17 protein-coding genes and 1 riboswitch are annotated in these 17,867 nt (G+C 43.6%); of the genes, 3 read left to right on the forward strand and 14 right to left on the reverse strand.

Features of this window, described 5'->3' with window-relative positions:
* Nucleotides 1-18: 18 nt before the first annotated feature.
* The 6 genes from NSQ26_RS08340 to NSQ26_RS08365 form a co-directional block, all read right to left on the reverse strand.
* Nucleotides 19-786, reverse strand: a complete 768-nt coding sequence (locus NSQ26_RS08340) for an EcsC family protein (protein ID WP_499717825.1) — start codon at nucleotides 784-786, stop codon at nucleotides 19-21.
* A gap of 120 nt (nucleotides 787-906) precedes the next feature.
* Nucleotides 907-2,097, reverse strand: coding sequence for an acetate kinase (locus NSQ26_RS08345; protein ID WP_090774488.1), 1,191 nt, complete (start codon nucleotides 2,095-2,097; stop codon nucleotides 907-909).
* Nucleotides 2,098-2,313: 216 nt separating this feature from the next.
* Nucleotides 2,314-3,288 (reverse strand): class I SAM-dependent methyltransferase, encoded by a 975-nt coding sequence (locus NSQ26_RS08350; RefSeq protein ID WP_499717826.1) that lies wholly within the window; start codon nucleotides 3,286-3,288, stop codon nucleotides 2,314-2,316.
* Nucleotides 3,289-3,350: 62 nt separating this feature from the next.
* A complete protein-coding gene (gene efp, locus NSQ26_RS08355) occupies nucleotides 3,351-3,908 on the reverse strand; it encodes an elongation factor P (protein ID WP_090774486.1) in 558 nt (185 codons plus the stop codon).
* Between the two features lie 85 nt (nucleotides 3,909-3,993).
* Nucleotides 3,994-5,067: a M24 family metallopeptidase gene (locus tag NSQ26_RS08360; RefSeq protein ID WP_499717827.1), complete on the reverse strand. Its 1,074-nt coding sequence runs from the start codon at nucleotides 5,065-5,067 to the stop codon at nucleotides 3,994-3,996.
* A gap of 68 nt (nucleotides 5,068-5,135) precedes the next feature.
* Complete coding sequence (locus tag NSQ26_RS08365; RefSeq protein ID WP_090774484.1) at nucleotides 5,136-5,639, reverse strand: YqhR family membrane protein; 504 nt, start codon at nucleotides 5,637-5,639, stop codon at nucleotides 5,136-5,138.
* Between the two features lie 250 nt (nucleotides 5,640-5,889).
* Between NSQ26_RS08365 and NSQ26_RS08370 the strand changes: the two genes are divergently transcribed.
* Entirely contained in the window at nucleotides 5,890-6,276 is a 387-nt protein-coding gene (locus NSQ26_RS08370; RefSeq protein ID WP_499717828.1) for a hypothetical protein, read from the forward strand.
* A 21-nt stretch (nucleotides 6,277-6,297) separates the two neighbouring features.
* Here the strand turns inward: NSQ26_RS08370 and NSQ26_RS08375 are convergent, their stop codons facing one another.
* Nucleotides 6,298-7,194, reverse strand: coding sequence for a patatin-like phospholipase family protein (locus NSQ26_RS08375; protein WP_090774482.1), 897 nt, complete (start codon nucleotides 7,192-7,194; stop codon nucleotides 6,298-6,300).
* Nucleotides 7,195-7,244: 50 nt separating this feature from the next.
* A complete protein-coding gene (gene mntR, locus NSQ26_RS08380; RefSeq protein ID WP_090774481.1) occupies nucleotides 7,245-7,685 on the reverse strand; it encodes a transcriptional regulator MntR in 441 nt (146 codons plus the stop codon).
* A gap of 269 nt (nucleotides 7,686-7,954) precedes the next feature.
* Between mntR and dat the strand changes: the two genes are divergently transcribed.
* The gene (gene dat, locus NSQ26_RS08385) at nucleotides 7,955-8,812 is read left to right on the forward strand and encodes a D-amino-acid transaminase (RefSeq protein WP_499717829.1); all 858 of its coding nucleotides are present in this window, start codon (nucleotides 7,955-7,957) and stop codon (nucleotides 8,810-8,812) included.
* Here the strand turns inward: dat and helD are convergent.
* Both helD and NSQ26_RS08395 read right to left on the reverse strand, forming a co-directional pair.
* Entirely contained in the window at nucleotides 8,809-11,136 is a 2,328-nt protein-coding gene (helD, locus tag NSQ26_RS08390; RefSeq protein WP_499717830.1) for an RNA polymerase recycling motor HelD, read from the reverse strand. The two genes, dat and helD, sit on opposite strands and share 4 nt — an antisense overlap.
* Nucleotides 11,137-11,179: 43 nt before the next feature.
* Nucleotides 11,180-12,013 carry a lipoate--protein ligase family protein gene (locus NSQ26_RS08395; RefSeq protein WP_499720022.1) on the reverse strand — a complete coding sequence of 278 codons (834 nt, stop codon included), beginning with the start codon at nucleotides 12,011-12,013 and terminating at the stop codon, nucleotides 11,180-11,182.
* Between the two features lie 358 nt (nucleotides 12,014-12,371).
* Here NSQ26_RS08395 and NSQ26_RS08400 point away from each other — a divergent pair, with 358 nt between their 5' ends.
* A complete protein-coding gene (locus tag NSQ26_RS08400; RefSeq protein WP_499717831.1) occupies nucleotides 12,372-12,755 on the forward strand; it encodes a rhodanese-like domain-containing protein in 384 nt (127 codons plus the stop codon).
* 56 nt (nucleotides 12,756-12,811) lie between these two features.
* Here the strand turns inward: NSQ26_RS08400 and NSQ26_RS08405 are convergent, their stop codons facing one another.
* The 4 genes from NSQ26_RS08405 to gcvT form a co-directional block, all read right to left on the reverse strand.
* Complete coding sequence (locus NSQ26_RS08405; protein ID WP_499717832.1) at nucleotides 12,812-13,594, reverse strand: class I SAM-dependent methyltransferase; 783 nt, start codon at nucleotides 13,592-13,594, stop codon at nucleotides 12,812-12,814.
* 70 nt (nucleotides 13,595-13,664) lie between these two features.
* A complete protein-coding gene (gcvPB, locus tag NSQ26_RS08410; RefSeq protein ID WP_499717833.1) occupies nucleotides 13,665-15,146 on the reverse strand; it encodes an aminomethyl-transferring glycine dehydrogenase subunit GcvPB in 1,482 nt (493 codons plus the stop codon).
* The gene (gene gcvPA, locus NSQ26_RS08415) at nucleotides 15,134-16,492 is read right to left on the reverse strand and encodes an aminomethyl-transferring glycine dehydrogenase subunit GcvPA (protein ID WP_499717834.1); all 1,359 of its coding nucleotides are present in this window, start codon (nucleotides 16,490-16,492) and stop codon (nucleotides 15,134-15,136) included. Before gcvPA ends, gcvPB begins: the two co-directional genes overlap by 13 nt.
* 11 nt (nucleotides 16,493-16,503) lie before the next feature.
* The gene (gene gcvT, locus NSQ26_RS08420; protein WP_499717835.1) at nucleotides 16,504-17,607 is read right to left on the reverse strand and encodes a glycine cleavage system aminomethyltransferase GcvT; all 1,104 of its coding nucleotides are present in this window, start codon (nucleotides 17,605-17,607) and stop codon (nucleotides 16,504-16,506) included.
* A 154-nt stretch (nucleotides 17,608-17,761) separates the two neighbouring features.
* Nucleotides 17,762-17,858, reverse strand: a riboswitch (glycine riboswitch).
* Between the last annotated feature and the right edge of the window lie 9 nt (nucleotides 17,859-17,867).

Consider the following 17,867-nt stretch of genomic DNA (forward strand, 5'->3'; position numbering starts at 1 on the left):
GCAACCACTCCTTTTCCACTATCCAGTAACTTGCATGTTTTTTTGCCGCATTAGCCACCGCTTTTGATAAAAAGCTTTCGCTAAAGCAATCACATTTCTCGCATACTGGTAGTTTATCACGCCACCTACACTTACTGCGACCCACCGCGTTCGTTTACCACGCATACATAAGCCAATCTTTAACAGTTGCAAGCAAAGGGCTGATGTAATTTCGCGGCGGGAAATCTCTTTTTCTGCGCGATACAATAATTGACCTTTCTCATGTTCACGCAACTCATCTAACAATACCGACCATTCACGCCACTGGTCCTGTTTCGGCAAATAGCCAATATACATCAAACGTATCGCGTAAAATGACTCCAACGGGGACTTAATAGAAAAACCATATGCATGCGCAAGGCAAGCAACCGCCTGGATATGGAGCCATGCTTGTGCTGGAATATCAAGCGCCGCCCCTAGCCGATTCGCATTTGCATATGCGCCTTGTGCAAGAGATAGCAACCGCCATGCTGCTTCATGTACGCGAACAGATGAGGCATGTGATTTCCACACGGATAACGTTGCTTCATCTGAGAGTGATACAACGGTACATTTTTCGCTTACTCTATGCCATTCCAAAAATATATTTTGCAATTGAATCATCAGCGCATCAACTTTCCCGTAAAAGTGTTTTTCAATCGGTAAAAGTGACTGTTGTGTTATTTTCTTGTTATCCTCGCGTGCTATCTTATAAAGGGAGTCTTCAAATTGCGCCACACTCATCATAACTTCTCGCTGAACATCCATTTTCCTTTTCCTCCTCACTTCCTGTACTGCTCTCTCTTTCATTCGCGCTTCTAATCGTCAAATCCTGCATACACAAAAAGGACCAGACCTTTTATCTGACCCTTTTAGGTAAACAACAACTTATTTCGACGTCAACCTCACCGTATCCCGCGCAATCATTACTTCTTCGTTTGTCGGGATGATCATAATTTTCACAGGTGACGTTTCCGTTTGAATGAATGCTTCTTTACCACGAACATTGTTCTTCGTTAAGTCCGCACATACACCCATAAATTCCAATCCTTTTAACACACGCTCACGAATGACGGAACTATTTTCACCGATGCCGGCCGTGAACACGATCGCATCAACACCACCCATACGTGCCGAATACGAGCCAATATATTTATGGATTCGAGACGTAAACACTTCAAGTGCAATTTGCGCCCGTTCGTCCCCTTTACTTGCAGCTGCTTCAATATCACGTAAATCACTCGATGTGCCTGTAATACCAAGCAAACCACTTTCTTTATTAAGCATCGCTAACACTTCATCGACAGATTGTCCCGTTTTTTCCATAATAAATGGAATGAGCGCTGGATCAATGTTGCCAGATCGCGTCCCCATCGTTACACCTGCAAGTGGCGTAAATCCCATCGACGTGTCAATCGATTTACCCCCTTTAATCGCCGCAATGCTTGCGCCATTGCCTAAGTGACATGATAAAATACGTAAGTCTTCTATTGGTCTTTCTAATAATTCTGCTGCTCGCTGTGACACATATTTATGTGACGTACCATGAAATCCATATTTACGAATGCCGTACTTCTCATAATACTCATAAGGCAAGCTGTATAAATACGCACTTTCTGGCATCGTTTGATGAAAAGCTGTATCAAATACCGCTACTGCTGGCACGTTCGGTAATACTTCTTTAAAAGCTTTAATCCCCGTTATATTTGCCGGATTATGAAGTGGTGCAAGTTCACTCACTTCCTCAATTCCTGCAAGTACCTCATCAGTAATGACGACGGAGTCATTAAACTTTTCGCCCCCGTGTACGACGCGATGTCCAATTGCTTCAATCTCATCTAACGAATCAATAATATTTTGTAATGTTAACTGTTCCAATAATTTCTTCACTGCAACCCCATGATTTAAAATTGGTTCAGTAACTGTATATGATTGATCATTGACTTCAATCGTAAATACACCTTCATTCGATCCAATCCGCTCGACAAGCCCTTTTGTTAAAATCATTTCTTCTGGCATCGACAGCAATTGAAACTTTAGCGATGAGCTGCCCGCGTTAATCGCGATAACTTTTCCCATTATTTATTTGCACTCCCTTTTTTATACTCCTTCTCTATTTAAGCATGCCCCTTCGCTCGTTTCAAGCATACAGCGACAATTTCTTTTTCCAAATTTCTTCAGACATGACGAAACCGCCCCTTACAACTTAACCTTGAAGGTAGGGCGGTCAAATTTAGGTTGCCCCACTTAAAGGGAGCCCAGTTACTCGCGTCCGTGGATATTACAAAGAACAGACTACTCTATCCCCAACTGCTCCGCAAACCACACATTCATCCGTTGCGTCATTTGTTTTAATGCTTCTTCGTTTGTAAAAGAAGGCAGCTCTGCTAACAACGCTTGGCGCGGGATGCGCGTCCCCGTGGTTTTCTTTTGCAGTAATAAAATACTTTTGCCATGCTGTTCACTTTGAAACATGGACGTTGGCAATTGTAATAACGCTAAAACGAGTGCCTCTTCTTTTAAGAAACGATGCAACTTGGGTGCTTGCTCACTTGTAAATAGATGATTTGGCACTAACAAAACAGCATAACCAGCTGGTTTCAGCATACGCATGCTTTGCTCAATACACAAATGGTGTACATAGGAACGTCCTTCTTCAGCTGCCAAACGATAGCTTTTTGCGTGATCATTGTCTGGATAATAACCAACTGGCACATCACTCACAACCATATCGACAGGAGGCATCGTCACTTTTAAACTATCTTGATGTAACAGTGATACTTCACGTTGTTGCAAATTTGCACTTGCGTAAGCGATATGGAGCAACGTTTCATCGACTTCGATTCCCGATGCGTGAACAGGGGATGCTGCATGATTGCAAATCGTAAATAATAAATTGCCCGCTCCAGCAGCGATGTCCAACAATTCATACGCTTCCTTCCGATTACTCATACATTTATTCACCAGGTAGCTCATATAAAAGCCGACGCTATCAGGTGTCATTTCATGATGTGCTTGCACCTGACCTTTCATCCCTTTTAAACAAGCAAGCCTGAACGCTTTGCGCACATCTTCTGGTAACCATTGTTGCTGCTTGAATTGTTCATATACCTTAAGAAATGCCGTTGCGTCAAGCTGACGAGGAGCCTCTCCTGTAAACAAACCATTACCTACTTTCGCAATCGCTTCTAAATAAGTGAATGACGTAGCTTGTTCTAGTCTTTCTGCTTGTTCATCTAATATTTGGTACAAATACACCGATGGTTCCACCTAAATTCCCCCTCTACTAAATGTAAAAACAGCCCACGTCGATGTGCGCTGTCTTTTACTCTCTACCCTCGCGAAATGTAAGAAGCATTTCGTGTGTCAATAATGAGCTTGTCCCCTTCATTCACGAAAAATGGTACTTGAACAGTTAAACCCGTTTCAACTGTTGCTGGTTTCGTGCCACCAGATGCTGTGTCACCTTTAATGCCTGGCTCCGTTTCAGTAACAACGAGCGTCACCGTGTTTGGTACTTCTACACCAATCGTTTCGCCTTGATACGTCATAATGTGTACATCCATATTTTCTTTCAAAAACTTTAGCTCGTATTCGATTTGTCCACTTTGAAGTTCCAGTTGTTCGTATGTCTCACTATCCATAAATGTATGTGTATCACCACTTGCGTATAAATACTGCATACGGCGATTTTCAATATGTGCTTTCGCTACTTTTTCCCCGGCGCGGAACGTCTTTTCTTGGATTGCTCCCGTTCGCAAGTTACGTAGTTTAGAGCGGACAAAAGCAGCGCCTTTACCCGGTTTAACATGCTGAAAGTCTATGACTTGCCAAATGCCGTTATCTACTTCAATTGTTAAACCTGTTTTAAAATCATTTACTGAAATCATGTTTTCCCTCCGACTTTTGGACTATTGCTTTGCACTTTACCAACCACAACCATGTTTACTATACCATAGCTTGCCGCCAATGTCTTTATACATCTAGCTCAATCAACGTTTTCGGTGATTTTGTCAGTGATCGATTGCCTTCATCTGTAATCACGATGTCATCTTCGATTCGTACGCCACCAACATTCGGCACATAAATCCCTGGTTCAATTGTCACAACCATGCCTGGACGCAATACAACATCCGTTGACTTGGATGACAGCGCAGGCGCTTCATGCACTTCCATTCCTAATCCGTGACCCGTGGAATGCCCAAAATATGCACCATACCCTTTTTCCACAATGTAATCGCGCGTCAAGCGATCTGCTTCTTGTCCAGTTATACCTGCTTTTGTACCATCCATGCCTAACTGTTGCGCCACACGTACCGTTTCATAAATATTACGTAATTGATCAGATACCGGTCCCACAGCCAACGTTCGCGTCATATCTGAACAATATCCTTGGTAGTACGCTCCGTAGTCAAGCGTCACCAATTCCCCAGCTTGAATTTCTTTTTCACTCGCCACGCCATGCGGTAAAGCGCCACGTACACCTGAGGCGACAATCATATCAAACGAAGATGAAGTCGCTCCTTGTTTACGCATAAAGAATTCTAATTCATTCGCAACAGATAGCTCCGTCACACCAGGGCGAATAAAGCTTTGTATGTGCGTAAAAGCTGCATCTGCAATATCCGCTGCCTTCTGCATAATTGCAAGCTCAGCGTCTGTTTTCACAAGGCGGTGTGTTTCCACTACATCTGCTACAGGTACAAGCGTGACCTCTGGTAATAATTGTTGATATGTTTCATATGTTTCATATGTAAGTCGCGCTTTTTCAAATCCAAGCCGTTTAATCGCTAACTTCTTCACAAGGTTTGCCACTTCACTTGCGAGTGCGCCCTTTTGCCAAACAAACTCACAGCCACTCACTTCTGCCTTTGCTTGTTCTGTATAACGAAAATCAGTTACAAAAAACGCAGCTGTTTTCGTAAGTAAGAGGGCACCAGATGTTCCTGTAAAACCACTTACATAGCGAAGATTAATCCCAGTTTCAATTAATAAACCATCAATATTGTGTGCAGCTAAATCACGTTGTATCTCGACAATGGCACCCATGTGCAACCCCTCTTTTCCTTGCGTGGATAAAAGAATTGTAGCACAATTTCAGGCGCGCTGAAAAGGGTTTAGCCGAAATCTTTTTGTCCTGCTTTTTGCTCAGCATACTCATAGGCAATAGAATAACCAATAAATAAGCCATACACTAAACATAAACAAAGTGACGTAATTAATGTCGTGAGTGTATATGACTGGACTGGTTTCCACTGTGGGACAAAAGGATTTAACAAATAGAAGATGAGTACCCAAATAAATGCCCCTAATAACAAACCAGGCCAGACACGACTAATTTTTTGTAACGTCCATTTGTACAAAAAAGCTACACCAATTGAGCCAATTGAAATGGTAAAAATCCCTACAACTTGACCTAGGTGCCCATTTTTCCATTCTCCTAGCGCCCATGGCTGCAAAATGAACGCAGGTCCAATCTGCATGAAATTGAAATAGTGAGAAAAATACCCTAGTGAGGACCATAAAAGCCCACCTATAAAACCAATCCAAACCGTCTTTGCGGCAAAACTCATTTGTTTTTGTTGCTTCATTTCGTGATCTGTATATTTCTTTTTACCCATTGGTCCACACCTCCTACACTGAAGTATGCCCATACATAAAAAAACCAACCACTTATCATTCTTCTTATTAGAGAAAGGATTTTTTATTATGTTTGTAGAAAAAGATATATCTGAACCTATTTTCCAATTACGGTGACACTTGTTGAAACAATGACCAACTAAGCGTATACTTTGTATAAATAAATGCTGACAGCTCTATACGCTCGCATAAACAGACCATGCATACAGAAGGGAGGTGAATCTGCTACTAATGATCATTAGTAGCAGTGCCCTCATGACACGGACGATGCGCTTTATTCTCATGACCATCCTCATTCTTGCCGTGATTGGCATCGCTACAAATATTCTTGGGTTCGTTCAACACATCATCTTTATCGCTGGGATTTGTGCTGTCATGTACATCGTGTATCGCCTCATCGTCTCACAACAACAAAAAACATCTTTGTTTCCGAAAAAGAAACCAGGCCCTACACGTGCACAAATTAAAAAAGCACAACGCACAAGTACCGTGAAACCGAATCAACAACAAAGTAAGCGTCAAATCGCACGTAAGTCTAAGCTTGCACGTCGTGACCAGCCTCACCTCACAGTTATAGAAGGAAAGAAAAGCAATAAGACACGAAAGTGGAAAGCTTAATCACCATTTTTATCGTCATCATTAAGAAGAAGGCCAATTTTCTAGAAATGCTGCTGTTTTTTCGTGCCCCACTGCAATCATGGCCTCTTTCTCCACATCTGTAACTGAAAAGTCAGTCACTTTCACCGTATCCACGGGAATGAATACAATATTTTTCGCGTGCTCCTTGCTAATGTAACGCTTATCATGCGCACTCATCATTGTGTCAAACACCGCCTTATACATATCAAATGCATTATAAATTTGATGAGGCGGTTCCTCTTCTAACTGTGGGGACAATTGGAAACCAACTACAGGACGACGAGGGGTTTTTTTTCTATCATGAAAGATCCACATTGGGAAATTGCTTAACAAGCCACCATCAACAATATATGACACACCGCGATCAACTGTTTTATGATGCAACTTCACGGGTTCGAAAAAATAAGGAATGCTGCAGCTCATTCGCACTGCACGGGCAACGCTATATTTTTCAGGGATAATGCCATAATCTTTTAGATCATCAGGTAAAACAACAATCCGTCCACGCGTCACGTCTGACACAACAATTTTAAGTGCGCCTTGAGGCAAATCTTCAAAAGACCGAACCCCTTTTTTCTCTAAACAATCTTGCAACCATTGCTCTAGACGATCCCCTTTATACAAACCGAGCCGAAAGTATAAATTAAGCCACTTTACAAATGGAAAAGGCAAATATGGGAAACGCTCGTCTTGTAACGTCTTAACATCTAACGTTGATAATGTCTCCAGTAGCTCGTCACTTCGATAGCCGGCCATGACAAGCGCTGCTACAATTGCGCCAGCGCTTGTCCCAGCAATACGATGAAACTTCAATCCCTTTTGTTCTGTCACTTCAAGCGCACCAATGAAAGCAAACGCTCTCACACCGCCTCCTGCAAAAACCGCATCCACATCCATGGCGTTCCACCTCCTACGCTCATCATATGCATAAGAGAAAAAAAAATCACTTACTCCTCTTCATCAGCGACCGTCTCTTCATTTCTTTTTTGCACAGCACCTAATGCCTGAATACGCTCCTCATCTTCTTGAAAATATTGAACCACATCACCAATCCGATCAATCGCATCCCAGCTTAAATGATGCTCAATTCCTTCCACATCCCGGTAAATATGCGCTTCGTCAACGCCAATCATCGTAAGAAACGTCTCTAATAACTCATGACGATATACAAGCCTTTTCCCAATCTTGTTTCCTTTCGCAGTCAATACAAGTCCCCGGTAACGCTCGTATACAAGATACTTACTTTTATCAAGCTTTTGAACCATCTTCGTTACAGACGATGGATGCACCGCCAATGCCTCAGCAATATCAGAGACACGCGCATAGCCTTTTTCATCTATCAACACATAAATACGCTCTAAATAATCTTCCATACTTGGTGTTGGCATAATAACCTCCCATTACAAACACAAATCAATGTTACAACCTCATCTTACTATAAAATTTTATCCATGCCCACTCACAGGTGCAACAATCGTATAACAAAAAATGACACTGCCGAGTGATATACCTCAACAATGTTGCTTCTTTTTCCGTCCCGATCATCATAAAAATGAAGGGTCACATTAAGTATTGACAAATGCCTATTTCTTTCGTGAAAATAGAAGTCAGTGAACAGACCCTGTGCAAAATAAGGGCAAAGAGGAGTGAGATGAATATGGCTTACATTCTATGGCAGGGGCAAATCATGAAAGAAGCCACTGCACAAGCATCCCTTTTTGACCGTGGCTATCAATTTGGCGATGGTATTTATGAGATGGTTCGGTTATATGATGGTCAGTTTTTCGCTTTACAGAAACACCTTGAGCGCCTCAATAAAAGTGCGGAGAAGCTTGATATGACACTGCCTTATACATCGGCAGAACTTACCCATTTACTCTATCAACTCATCCAAAAAGATCACGCTGACAACGGCAATGTCTATGTGCAAGTAACCCGGGGAACTTCAACGAGAGACCATCTTTATTCACGTACTGAAACACCCATCTTAAGCGCATACCTCCTTCCACAAAAAGACCATCGTCAAGCACATACGAGCGGGATTGCCGCTTATGTCACCGAAGATATTCGCTGGTTACGCTGTGATATTAAAAGTCTCAACTTGCTTGGTAACGTAATGGCGAAACGACAAGCTGCTGATCATCAATGTGCTGAGGCTGTTTTGCACCGCGATGGTATGATCACAGAAGGTGCCTCAACAAATATTTTTCTTGTCAATAACGGGACATTATATACACATCCAGCAAACAATTTTATTCTAGATGGCATCACCAGACAAGAAGTCATTGACATCGCAGAAGAGCGCCATATCAATGTTGTTCAAGAGCCCTTCCCAAAAGAAGTTCTTGCGCATGCGGATGAAGCGTTCCTTACCGGTACAACCATTGAAATTATGCCGATTCACTCTTTTACTGGCGACGTCCATGTCACACTGCCAATCGGCCCAGTAACCAAGCGCATTCAAGAAGCCTTTACCGCACGTATCGGTATCGCCACGACAAACACCTCCTCTTAATCGAGAGGAGGTGTTGTTGCTTCTTTTCGTCGGTAGAAATGAGACGGTACTTTTGCTATCCAATGGCACGGTGCAACAGTTGCAAATATAAACAATTGGTTCATTGCCCTCGTACACGCCGTGTATAAATGATAACGCTCATACTCACTGACATACATTTCTTTTGAAGCATCAAAGACGAGCACCGCATCAAACTCCAGCCCTTTTGCTAAGTAGACAGGTAAGACAACCGCCCCATTTTGATACGTTTGGTCATCTCTTGCAACAAGTTGAATGTCGTGCCACTCACTAAGCTGTGCGTGAACTCGTACAGCCTCAGCCACTGTCTTTGTTACAACAGCAACCGTTTTTATCCCTTGTGTACTGAGCGCTTCAATTTGCGTGCGCACTGCCTTCATATGTGCATCACTATTTGAGGCAACAATGAGCAATGGTGTTTCTCCCACTCGCTCAAATGGCTCAATCACTTCCGGATGTGGCAACAATTCTCGTGCAAAAGACATGAGCGGCTTTGTCGCTCGATAACTTTTATGGAACGACAACTGCTTGGAGCCTGCCCAAGACGAAAGTGCTTGAAAACCTTCTCCCACTTCTACATGCGGAAATAACGCTTGACTACTATCCCCAACAATTGTAAAATTCGCTTTCGGATACATCATCCGCAAATAAGCAAATTGAAAACTAGCGTAGTCTTGTGCCTCATCTATAAACACATGTTTCACTGTCCGGTCAACTCGGAATCCTTGCACCGCATCTTGCAAGTACAAGAACGGCGTCGTATCCTCAAACGGGATGCGTTTTTCTGCTAACTCACTTTCTGTCCAATCGGCAATCATCGCAAAATCCGTTATATCTCGATGCACATCAGAACGCAGAAAATGGCTATACAACAACGGCATATGAATAAATTGAAATGACTTTACCCAGTTTCTGAGTGGTTGAAAAGCTTTTTTCACTAAATGACGTGCTGCCACATGGTCAACAGCTTCATTCTCGTTAAACACATCTTCATTCGGATTCTGCCTTTGGAATTCGCGATGCATATAAAATAACGTTTCTTCATCCAACAGTTCTCTCTCTGCCTCTACCCAATCATTAAGATGTTCCTGCTTCTCCTTTTGGATAATTTGCTTTAGTAGCCACTCTGCCAGCAAATGCACACGGTTTGTCAATGGGATTTTCTTATTTAACTGGTCAAAGAAATGTTTCATCTCCTCTTTTGAAATGAGCACTTCCTTACGAAAAAGGAGGTCACAAAACGGTAGGCCGCTCACATGTAATAAAGCAATATAGTCATCCATTCTTTGTTTATAGCGCGCACTTGCCTTATACCGCATGCTCATCATCCGCATCGCATATGCTTTGTCATGTTGGGCGCCAAGCGCATACTCTAACTGCGAGAAGCCATCCTCGACATCATATACCTTTCCGAGACGTTCATACACATACGAGCCAAATGTCTTTTGCGTCATATTTTCTTCACCGAGCTCTGGCAACACGGTTGACACATAACTTGAGAATAACCGATTCGGCGAAAACAAGATGAGCTGGCTCGCATCCAAGTGTTTCCGCTGCCGGTACAATAAATAAGCAGCACGTTGCATCGCCACTGACGTTTTGCCACTACCCGCAACACCTTGCACAATTAATGCAGCACTCTTCTCATCACGAATCGCCTCATTTTGCTCTTTTTGGATCGTGGAAATGATTGTTTTCATTTGTGTCGATGCGCCAGCAGCAAGCGCTGCCCGTAACCGATCATCACCAATAGCAATCGTCGTATCAAACATCGCTTCAAGTTCGCCGCGATGAAAAAGGTACTGACGCTTTTGTAATAATTCTCCGTGAACCTCTCCTGCTGGTGCCGTATATGAAACTTGACCCGGTTCTGAATCATAGTAGAGGCTACAAATCGGCGCGCGCCAGTCATAAATTAAAAAATCGAATTCTTGCTCGTCCATAAGCGACGCAATACCGATGTAGACGGCCTCTATCTCTGACTGTCCATCTTCTTTTACATCAATCCGGCCAAAATAGGGCGACTCTGCCAACCGGCGCAACGTCTTCATCTGCTTTTTAATCAGCGCCGCGCTTCGCTCCCGTTCATTTAAAAGCTCGGCTTGCTGTTTAATGCTTGAAATGGTTTCTGCTGTATCATCCGCAGTGGAAAAGTTGACCGTCACATCGTTCCAAAACGTTTCTTTTAGTTCACGTTCATCCGCGTGGACACCTTCTACTTTACTTTTTAATAGCGCCTGCTTCGTGCGAATAAATGCGTGAATATAAACGGCCCGCTGTCGCTCCCAATCCAATTGCTCTTGCAAGCCTCTCACCCCTTGTTTAAAATTCTCTGTCACAACCGCACGTTTATCGCCGTTCATTCCATTCTGCGGTTGCGTAGCGCGTTTTCGCTAGCTGCGCAACATATGCATCTTCTTCTCTTGTTAATGTGTATGGCGCAAGTTTGATACCAAGCCCTTTTTCAAAACCATAGTGAAACGCCTGACTTGCTTCTTCCAATGTCACAGGCGTTTCGCGCAACGCGTTAATCGCAACCGCCTTCTTCGCAAATTGCTTTTGCAACCGTTCACGTACCCGCTCGCTTGGATAACGGAACAAATCAAATAATTTATCTTCCTCAATATCAAGTAAGATAGATCCGTGCTGTAAAATGACACCTTTTTGTCTTGTTTGCGCGCTCCCAGCCACTTTCCGTCCTTCAACAACGAGCTCATACCACGACGGTGCATCAAAGCATACAGACGAGCGTGGATTTTTTAACGCCGCTGTTTCATCTGCCGTTTTCGGTACAGCAAAATACGCGTCTAATCCGAGTTTTTTAAACCCTTCCAATAACCCTTCTGAAATGACTCGGTATGCTTCGGTCACCGTTTGCGGCATATCAGGGTGGGCCTCAGATACAATGACACTATACGTTAATTCATGCTCATGTAACACACCTCGTCCACCGGTCGGACGACGAACAAAACCTAGCTGATGGCGCCGCACCGCCTCCATATCAATTTCCTTCTCCAATTGTTGAAAGTAACCAATTGATAACGTCGGGGGATTCCAGCCGTAAAAACGGATTGTCGGTGGGATTTTCCCTTCACTATGCCAGTTAAGTAACGCTTCATCTAGTGCCATATTGTAAGCTGGATCATGTTTTTCAAACGCAATAAAACGCCATGTTTCAGTCATATTCATCGCTTCTTTCCTATTTTCATCCTCCTCAGTGTAGCAAACAATACACCAAAGATCTACATATACAGATTCAGACCTCCCCTTGACTTATGCGGACACCAACACGTATATTAAAATGTAATAAAGAATAAATTTTAAAATACAGCCTGGTGCGAACCACATCAGCATGACCGCCATTCTGTCATTCGTGACACCTCCCCTCTACAGGGAAGACTGACCCACCTTTGCAAACCACATTACCTGTATATTTTTATCTCCCTAGCAATAAATGAACGGTCATACTCATTGAAAAATCCTCATAACAACGCTATAATGAACGATAGCTGATATTGTAAAAGGAGCGTTAAAAGGTCTCATGGACATTCAAATCATTTTAATCATCGTACTTGCTGTTTTGCTTGCTGTATTTATTATACGCCGACTTTACACCCCAAAATATTTAAAAGTATTGTCACAAGAGGAATTTATTCAAGGTTACCGTAAAGCACAATTGATTGACGTGCGTGAGCCGAGGGAATATGAGGGTGGACACATTTTAGGTGCGCGCAATATCCCGATGTCCCAACTACGACAACGCGCAAACGAAGTTCGTTCCGATCAAACAGTGTATCTATATTGCCAATCAGGTATGCGCAGTCGTCAAGCCGCTAAAATAATTAAAAAGAAGCGGGGCGCAACAGATCTCAACCATTTAAAAGGCGGATTCCGCACGTGGACGGGGAAAGTAAAGAAGAAGTAACGAGTAACCTAAAAAGAGGCACCTTCGGGCGCCTTTTTTATTTGTCCTCCTTTCTTCTACTTCTTCTCCGCCACAACATACATATAATCACCAAATCGACTGTGATAACGCTCCAAAACGTCTTTAATTTTATTTGTTTCTATGTCTAATTTCAGTTTAGCACAACCCGCTCTCACTTCTTCAACCGATGCTAAATGAGCGAATGTCGACATTCCGGAGCGAATCCGCTCATCTAAGTACAGTTCTGGCGCAAACTTGCCGCTATATAAAAATAAGTCTTGAATATGTGGATCAAGTAAGAATGACTCAGCGCCAATCAATGTAAACCCCGCTTGTTTGAGCGCTTCATTCACCGTTTCAATGCTCGGCATTTGTGTGATTGACTTCTCTAGTGCCTCCGGGAAGTATTCATTTAACCAATAATGCTTCATCTGCTCTGGAGAAGACGTGAAAATAACGAACCGCCCACGATCTAACGTTCTATACACTTCACGAAACGCGCCTGCTAACTGTTCAAAATGGTGAATAGATAATGTACAGACAGCCCCTTGGAACACACCACTTTCATACGGTAGTTGATGAACATCCCCTTCGTGCCAGTCGACTTGCTCAAATTTTTCTCGTGCGTTCTCAATCATAACAGTTGAGATATCATAACCTGTCATTTGTAAACCTGTACCTGCTAAGGCAACGGTATAATTTCCTGTCCCACACGCAACATCAAGCACACGATTCCCATCTGCAACATTCAAATGATGTCGCAAACGTCTAACAATTTCAGGATCTGCTTTCCTTGTCACATCATACGTTGTGCCAATTTGATCATATAAAGGGGTCATCTAAAGCCCTCCTCATCATTTCGATCCTGCCAAAATGCTCGTTAGCAGGATCGATTGCATGTTACATACATTACACCGATAACGTATCTTTCTCTTTCTCGTACCGTAACACCGGTTTACGTGCCGCTCGTGCCTCATCCAGACGACTGATCACTGTATGATGTGGTGCGTCTTGCACCACTTCCGGCGTCTCTTCTACTTCTTTGGCAATTTGAATCATCGCATCTATGAACGCATCTAACGTTTCTTTTGATTCCGTTTCTGTCGGTTCAATCATCATACACTCTTCAACATTTAGTGGAAAATAAATTGTTGGGGGATGGTAACCGAAATCAAGCAACCGCTTCGCCATGTCAAGCGTACGCACCCCTAAATTCTTTTGCCGTTTTCCAGATAACACAAATTCATGCTTGCAATGCTGTGTATATGGTAAGTCAAAGTAAGGTGCTAGTTTGCGCATCATATAGTTTGCGTTTAACACCGCAAATTCTGAGACATGCCTTAACCCAGCAGGTCCCATCGTGCGAATGTACGTATATGCCCGAACGTTGATCCCATAATTGCCATAGTAAGGTTTTACCCGACCAATTGACTGTGGGCGGTGGTCATCAAAATAAAAACGATCATCTTTTTTACGCAGAACCGGCTTCGGTAAAAATGGGATGAGCTCCTTTTTGACACCAACAGGACCTGAACCAGGACCACCGCCCCCATGTGGGCCGGTAAATGTTTTATGCAAGTTTAAATGAACGACATCAAAACCCATATCACCTGGACGGGTGATCCCTAAAATTGCATTCGAATTGGCGCCATCATAATACAGTTTTCCGCCAGCTTCATGAATAATCGCCGCCATTTCAACAATGTCACTTTCAAACAACCCAAGTGTGTTAGGGTTTGTTAACATTAACGCTGCTGTATCTGCACCAACAACTTCACGTAAATGATCTAAATCGACGAGTCCATGCGCATTCGTTCTGACTGTAATTGTGTCAAAACCAGCCACTGAAGCTGAAGCAGGGTTTGTTCCGTGAGCAGAATCGGGTACGATGACTTTCGTTCTCTGATCATCACCGTTTGCCTCATGGAAAGCCCGAATCATCATTAATCCCGTCCATTCCCCGTGTGCACCCGCCGCTGGTTGTAACGTTACTTCATCCATCCCTGTAATTGCTGCTAACGCTTCTTGTAACTCGTACATTAATTGGAGTGAGCCTTGTACTTGCGTTTCCGGCTGGTACGGGTGTACGTGCGCAAGTCCAGGTATCCGTGCCACATCTTCATTCACTTTCGGATTGTATTTCATCGTACAAGAACCAAGCGGATAAAAGCCTGAGTCCACGCCATGATTACGTTCCGACAAAGCTGTGTAATGCCGCATCAAATCCAGTTCAGATACTTCTGGTAAGGCTGCTTTTTCCTTCCGCACATACTCAGATGGAATGAGCGTAGACAGCGCTTGTTCCTCCACGTCTAATTCTGGTAAACTGTGACCGATTCTCCCTGGCTGACTTTGCTCGAAAATGAATGCAGTATCCTTTACTTGCCGCATACGATCGCCTCCAAACTTTCCGCAAATGTATCTAGCTCTTCTTTTGTGCGCAACTCTGTCACTGCAATGAGCATTTGACCGTTACGTTCTTCGTCCACTTGGGTCAAATCAAAACCGCCAATGAAACCCGCCGTTAATAACTTTTCATTTACATCCGCTACAGCTTCACCGACATCGATGACAAACTCATTAAACGTCGGTGTCGAATGGACCACTTTTATCCCTGCTGCTTGGAGGCGCCTTTTAAGGTATGCCGCTTTCTGCACGTTTTGCGCGGCCATTTCCTGCACACCTTCTTTACCGAGTGCTGACATGGCAACAGATGCCGCAAGGGCATTTAATGCTTGGTTCGAACAAATGTTAGATGTTGCTTGTTCCCGACGAATATGTTGCTCACGTGCTTGCAGTGTCAACACAAAGCCACGCTGCCCATTTTCGTCGACCGTTTGCCCAACAAGACGACCAGGAATTTTGCGCATTAATTTTTTCGTTGTAGCAAAATAACCACAATGTGGTCCGCCAAACTGCGTCGCGATCCCAAAGGGTTGTGCATCACCGACGACAATGTCGGCACCAAAGGCGCCTGGTGGCTCTAAAATGCCTAGCGCAAGTGGATTGCTTGATACGACAAAGTGTCCTTTTCCTTCGTGAGCAACTTTCTCAATCTCAGCAAGTGGCTCTAAGCTACCAAAGAAGTTTGGATGCTGGACGATGACACAAGCGACGTCTTCATCATGGTGGGCACGTAATGCAGCGATATTTGTTACCCCATCTTCTGTATCAATTTCAATGACTTCTACACCTTGCCCGTACGCATTCGTTGCTAGCACAGCTCGTGCCTCTGGATGAACGGCTTTTGAGACGAGCACCTTTTTCTTTTTTGTATGTCCGCATGACATCATCGCCGCTTCTGCTAATGCCGTTGGCCCATCATACATAGATGAATTCGCTAAATCCATTCCGGTGAGCTCACAAATCATCGTTTGAAATTCGAAGATCGCCTGTAACTCCCCTTGCGAAATTTCCGGTTGGTACGGCGTATATGCGGTATAAAACTCAGACCGGGAAATGACGTGGTCGACAACAGATGGCACATAGTGCTCATACACACCCGCACCTAAAAATGATGGATAGTCTTTTAAAGATACATTTTTATTCGCCAACTGTTGAAAGCAACGTAGTAACTCTGGTTCTTTTAACGCACGGCCAACAGCAAGCTCTTTTTCATAACGAATCGACGCTGGAATATCCGTAAATAGTTCCTCAATGTTAGAAACACCAATTTCATCAAGCATGTGTTGTTTATCTTTTTCTGTCATTGGCAAATAACGATGGATTGCAGTCATAAAAGCCCCTCCTATTTTTTACGTTTATAAAAAGGTGTTGCGACAACGCGCGCTTTCACATGCTTGTTACGGACAGCGACCATCACTTCTGTGTCAACTGTAGTAAAGCGAATGTCTAGTAACGCCAAACCAATGTTTTTTCCTAACGTCGGTGAACGCGTGCCGGTTGTGACAAATCCGATCTCTTCTTCTCCAGCAAACACTGCATAACCCGTACGCGGAATCCCTCTCTCAATCATTTCAATCCCTACAAGCTGACGAGTGAGTGCACCGTCTTTCTGTCGTCGCAATACTTCTTGCCCAATAAACGGTGTATCTTTGTCTGTTTTTACCGCAAAGCCAATGCCAGCCTCAATGGGACTAATTTCCGTTGTCAGCTCCTGCCCATATAATGGGAGGGATGCTTCAAATCGCAATGTGTCGCGTGCACCTAATCCACACGGCAACAACTTAAATGGTGCGCCCGCTTCCATGATCACTGTCCACAACCGACTTGCATCAGTTGCTGACACATATAATTCAAACCCATCTTCTCCGGTGTAACCGGTGCGGGCAGCCAAAACAGAGACCCCACCGATATTTACATCTTCTTGAAAGCGGAACGGGCGAATTGTCGTTAAATCGGTCGATGTGAGCGTTTGCAATAACGCTTCTGCTTGTGGTCCTTGTACGGCAAGTAATGCTGTTTCTGCTGATACATTCGTCAAACACACATCGCCTTCTAAATGACGCGTCATCCATTCGAGATCGCTATCGATATTTGCCGCATTTAACACAAGTAAATAACGACCTTCTGCACGTCGATAAACAATTAAATCATCAACCGTCCCACCTGTTTCCGTGCACATCGCATGATATTGCGCACGTCCGTCTGTGAGCTTTGTTACATCATTTGTGAGTAATTTTTGTAAATAATTCGTTGCATCTTTCCCTTCGACACGTACCTCTCCCATATGAGAAACATCAAACAAACCTACATCATTTCGTACTGCTTCATGCTCGGCAGTAATACTTGAATAAGACACTGGCAATGCCCAGCCACCAAAATCAATCATTTTAGCGCCAGCTTTTAACGATTCCTCATACAAAGGTGTTTGTTTCAATGTTGCTGTCATCTTTTCATCCCCCTTTTATTTCCTGTCGCGCAAAAAAGAGCACAACAAATGAATCACTTGTGTGCTCTGTCCTTGAACCAGAAAGTTTCCTCTAGCACTAGGCTAGAGTGTCTTCGTAGGTGGTCTTTGTGTAAACAGACGCTCTCCAGAGGTGCGTCCGGTAAAAGTCTGCTTTGCCTGAGAGATTCGCGATTGTGCTTGCTCCTTCGGCGCTGCGCACAAAAATGCACAGTCTCTCCCTTTACCATCATCCGCCAATA

The organism is Bacillus sp. FSL W7-1360 (assembly GCF_038592975.1).
In the GTDB taxonomy this organism is placed as follows: domain Bacteria; phylum Bacillota; class Bacilli; order Bacillales; family Bacillaceae_D; genus Shouchella; species Shouchella lonarensis.

Bases quoted from the DNA above. Each gene is read 5' to 3' on its own strand.
- NSQ26_RS08340 (WP_499717825.1), bottom strand. From the start codon at position 786: ATGGATGTTCAGCGAGAAGTTATGATGAGTGTGGCGCAATTTGAAGAC.
- NSQ26_RS08345 (WP_090774488.1), bottom strand. From the start codon at position 2,097: ATGGGAAAAGTTATCGCGATTAACGCGGGCAGCTCATCGCTAAAGTTT.
- efp (WP_090774486.1), bottom strand. From the start codon at position 3,908: ATGATTTCAGTAAATGATTTTAAAACAGGTTTAACAATTGAAGTAGAT.
- NSQ26_RS08360 (WP_499717827.1), bottom strand. From the start codon at position 5,067: ATGGGTGCCATTGTCGAGATACAACGTGATTTAGCTGCACACAATATT.
- NSQ26_RS08365 (WP_090774484.1), bottom strand. From the start codon at position 5,639: ATGGGTAAAAAGAAATATACAGATCACGAAATGAAGCAACAAAAACAA.
- NSQ26_RS08370 (WP_499717828.1), top strand. From the start codon at position 5,890: ATGATCATTAGTAGCAGTGCCCTCATGACACGGACGATGCGCTTTATT.
- NSQ26_RS08375 (WP_090774482.1), bottom strand. From the start codon at position 7,194: ATGGATGTGGATGCGGTTTTTGCAGGAGGCGGTGTGAGAGCGTTTGCT.
- mntR (WP_090774481.1), bottom strand. From the start codon at position 7,685: ATGCCAACACCAAGTATGGAAGATTATTTAGAGCGTATTTATGTGTTG.
- dat (WP_499717829.1), top strand. From the start codon at position 7,955: ATGGCTTACATTCTATGGCAGGGGCAAATCATGAAAGAAGCCACTGCA.
- NSQ26_RS08395 (WP_499720022.1), bottom strand. From the start codon at position 12,013: ATGACTGAAACATGGCGTTTTATTGCGTTTGAAAAACATGATCCAGCT.
- NSQ26_RS08400 (WP_499717831.1), top strand. From the start codon at position 12,372: ATGGACATTCAAATCATTTTAATCATCGTACTTGCTGTTTTGCTTGCT.
- NSQ26_RS08405 (WP_499717832.1), bottom strand. From the start codon at position 13,594: ATGACCCCTTTATATGATCAAATTGGCACAACGTATGATGTGACAAGG.
- gcvPB (WP_499717833.1), bottom strand. From the start codon at position 15,146: ATGCGGCAAGTAAAGGATACTGCATTCATTTTCGAGCAAAGTCAGCCA.
- gcvPA (WP_499717834.1), bottom strand. From the start codon at position 16,492: ATGACTGCAATCCATCGTTATTTGCCAATGACAGAAAAAGATAAACAA.
- gcvT (WP_499717835.1), bottom strand. From the start codon at position 17,607: ATGACAGCAACATTGAAACAAACACCTTTGTATGAGGAATCGTTAAAA.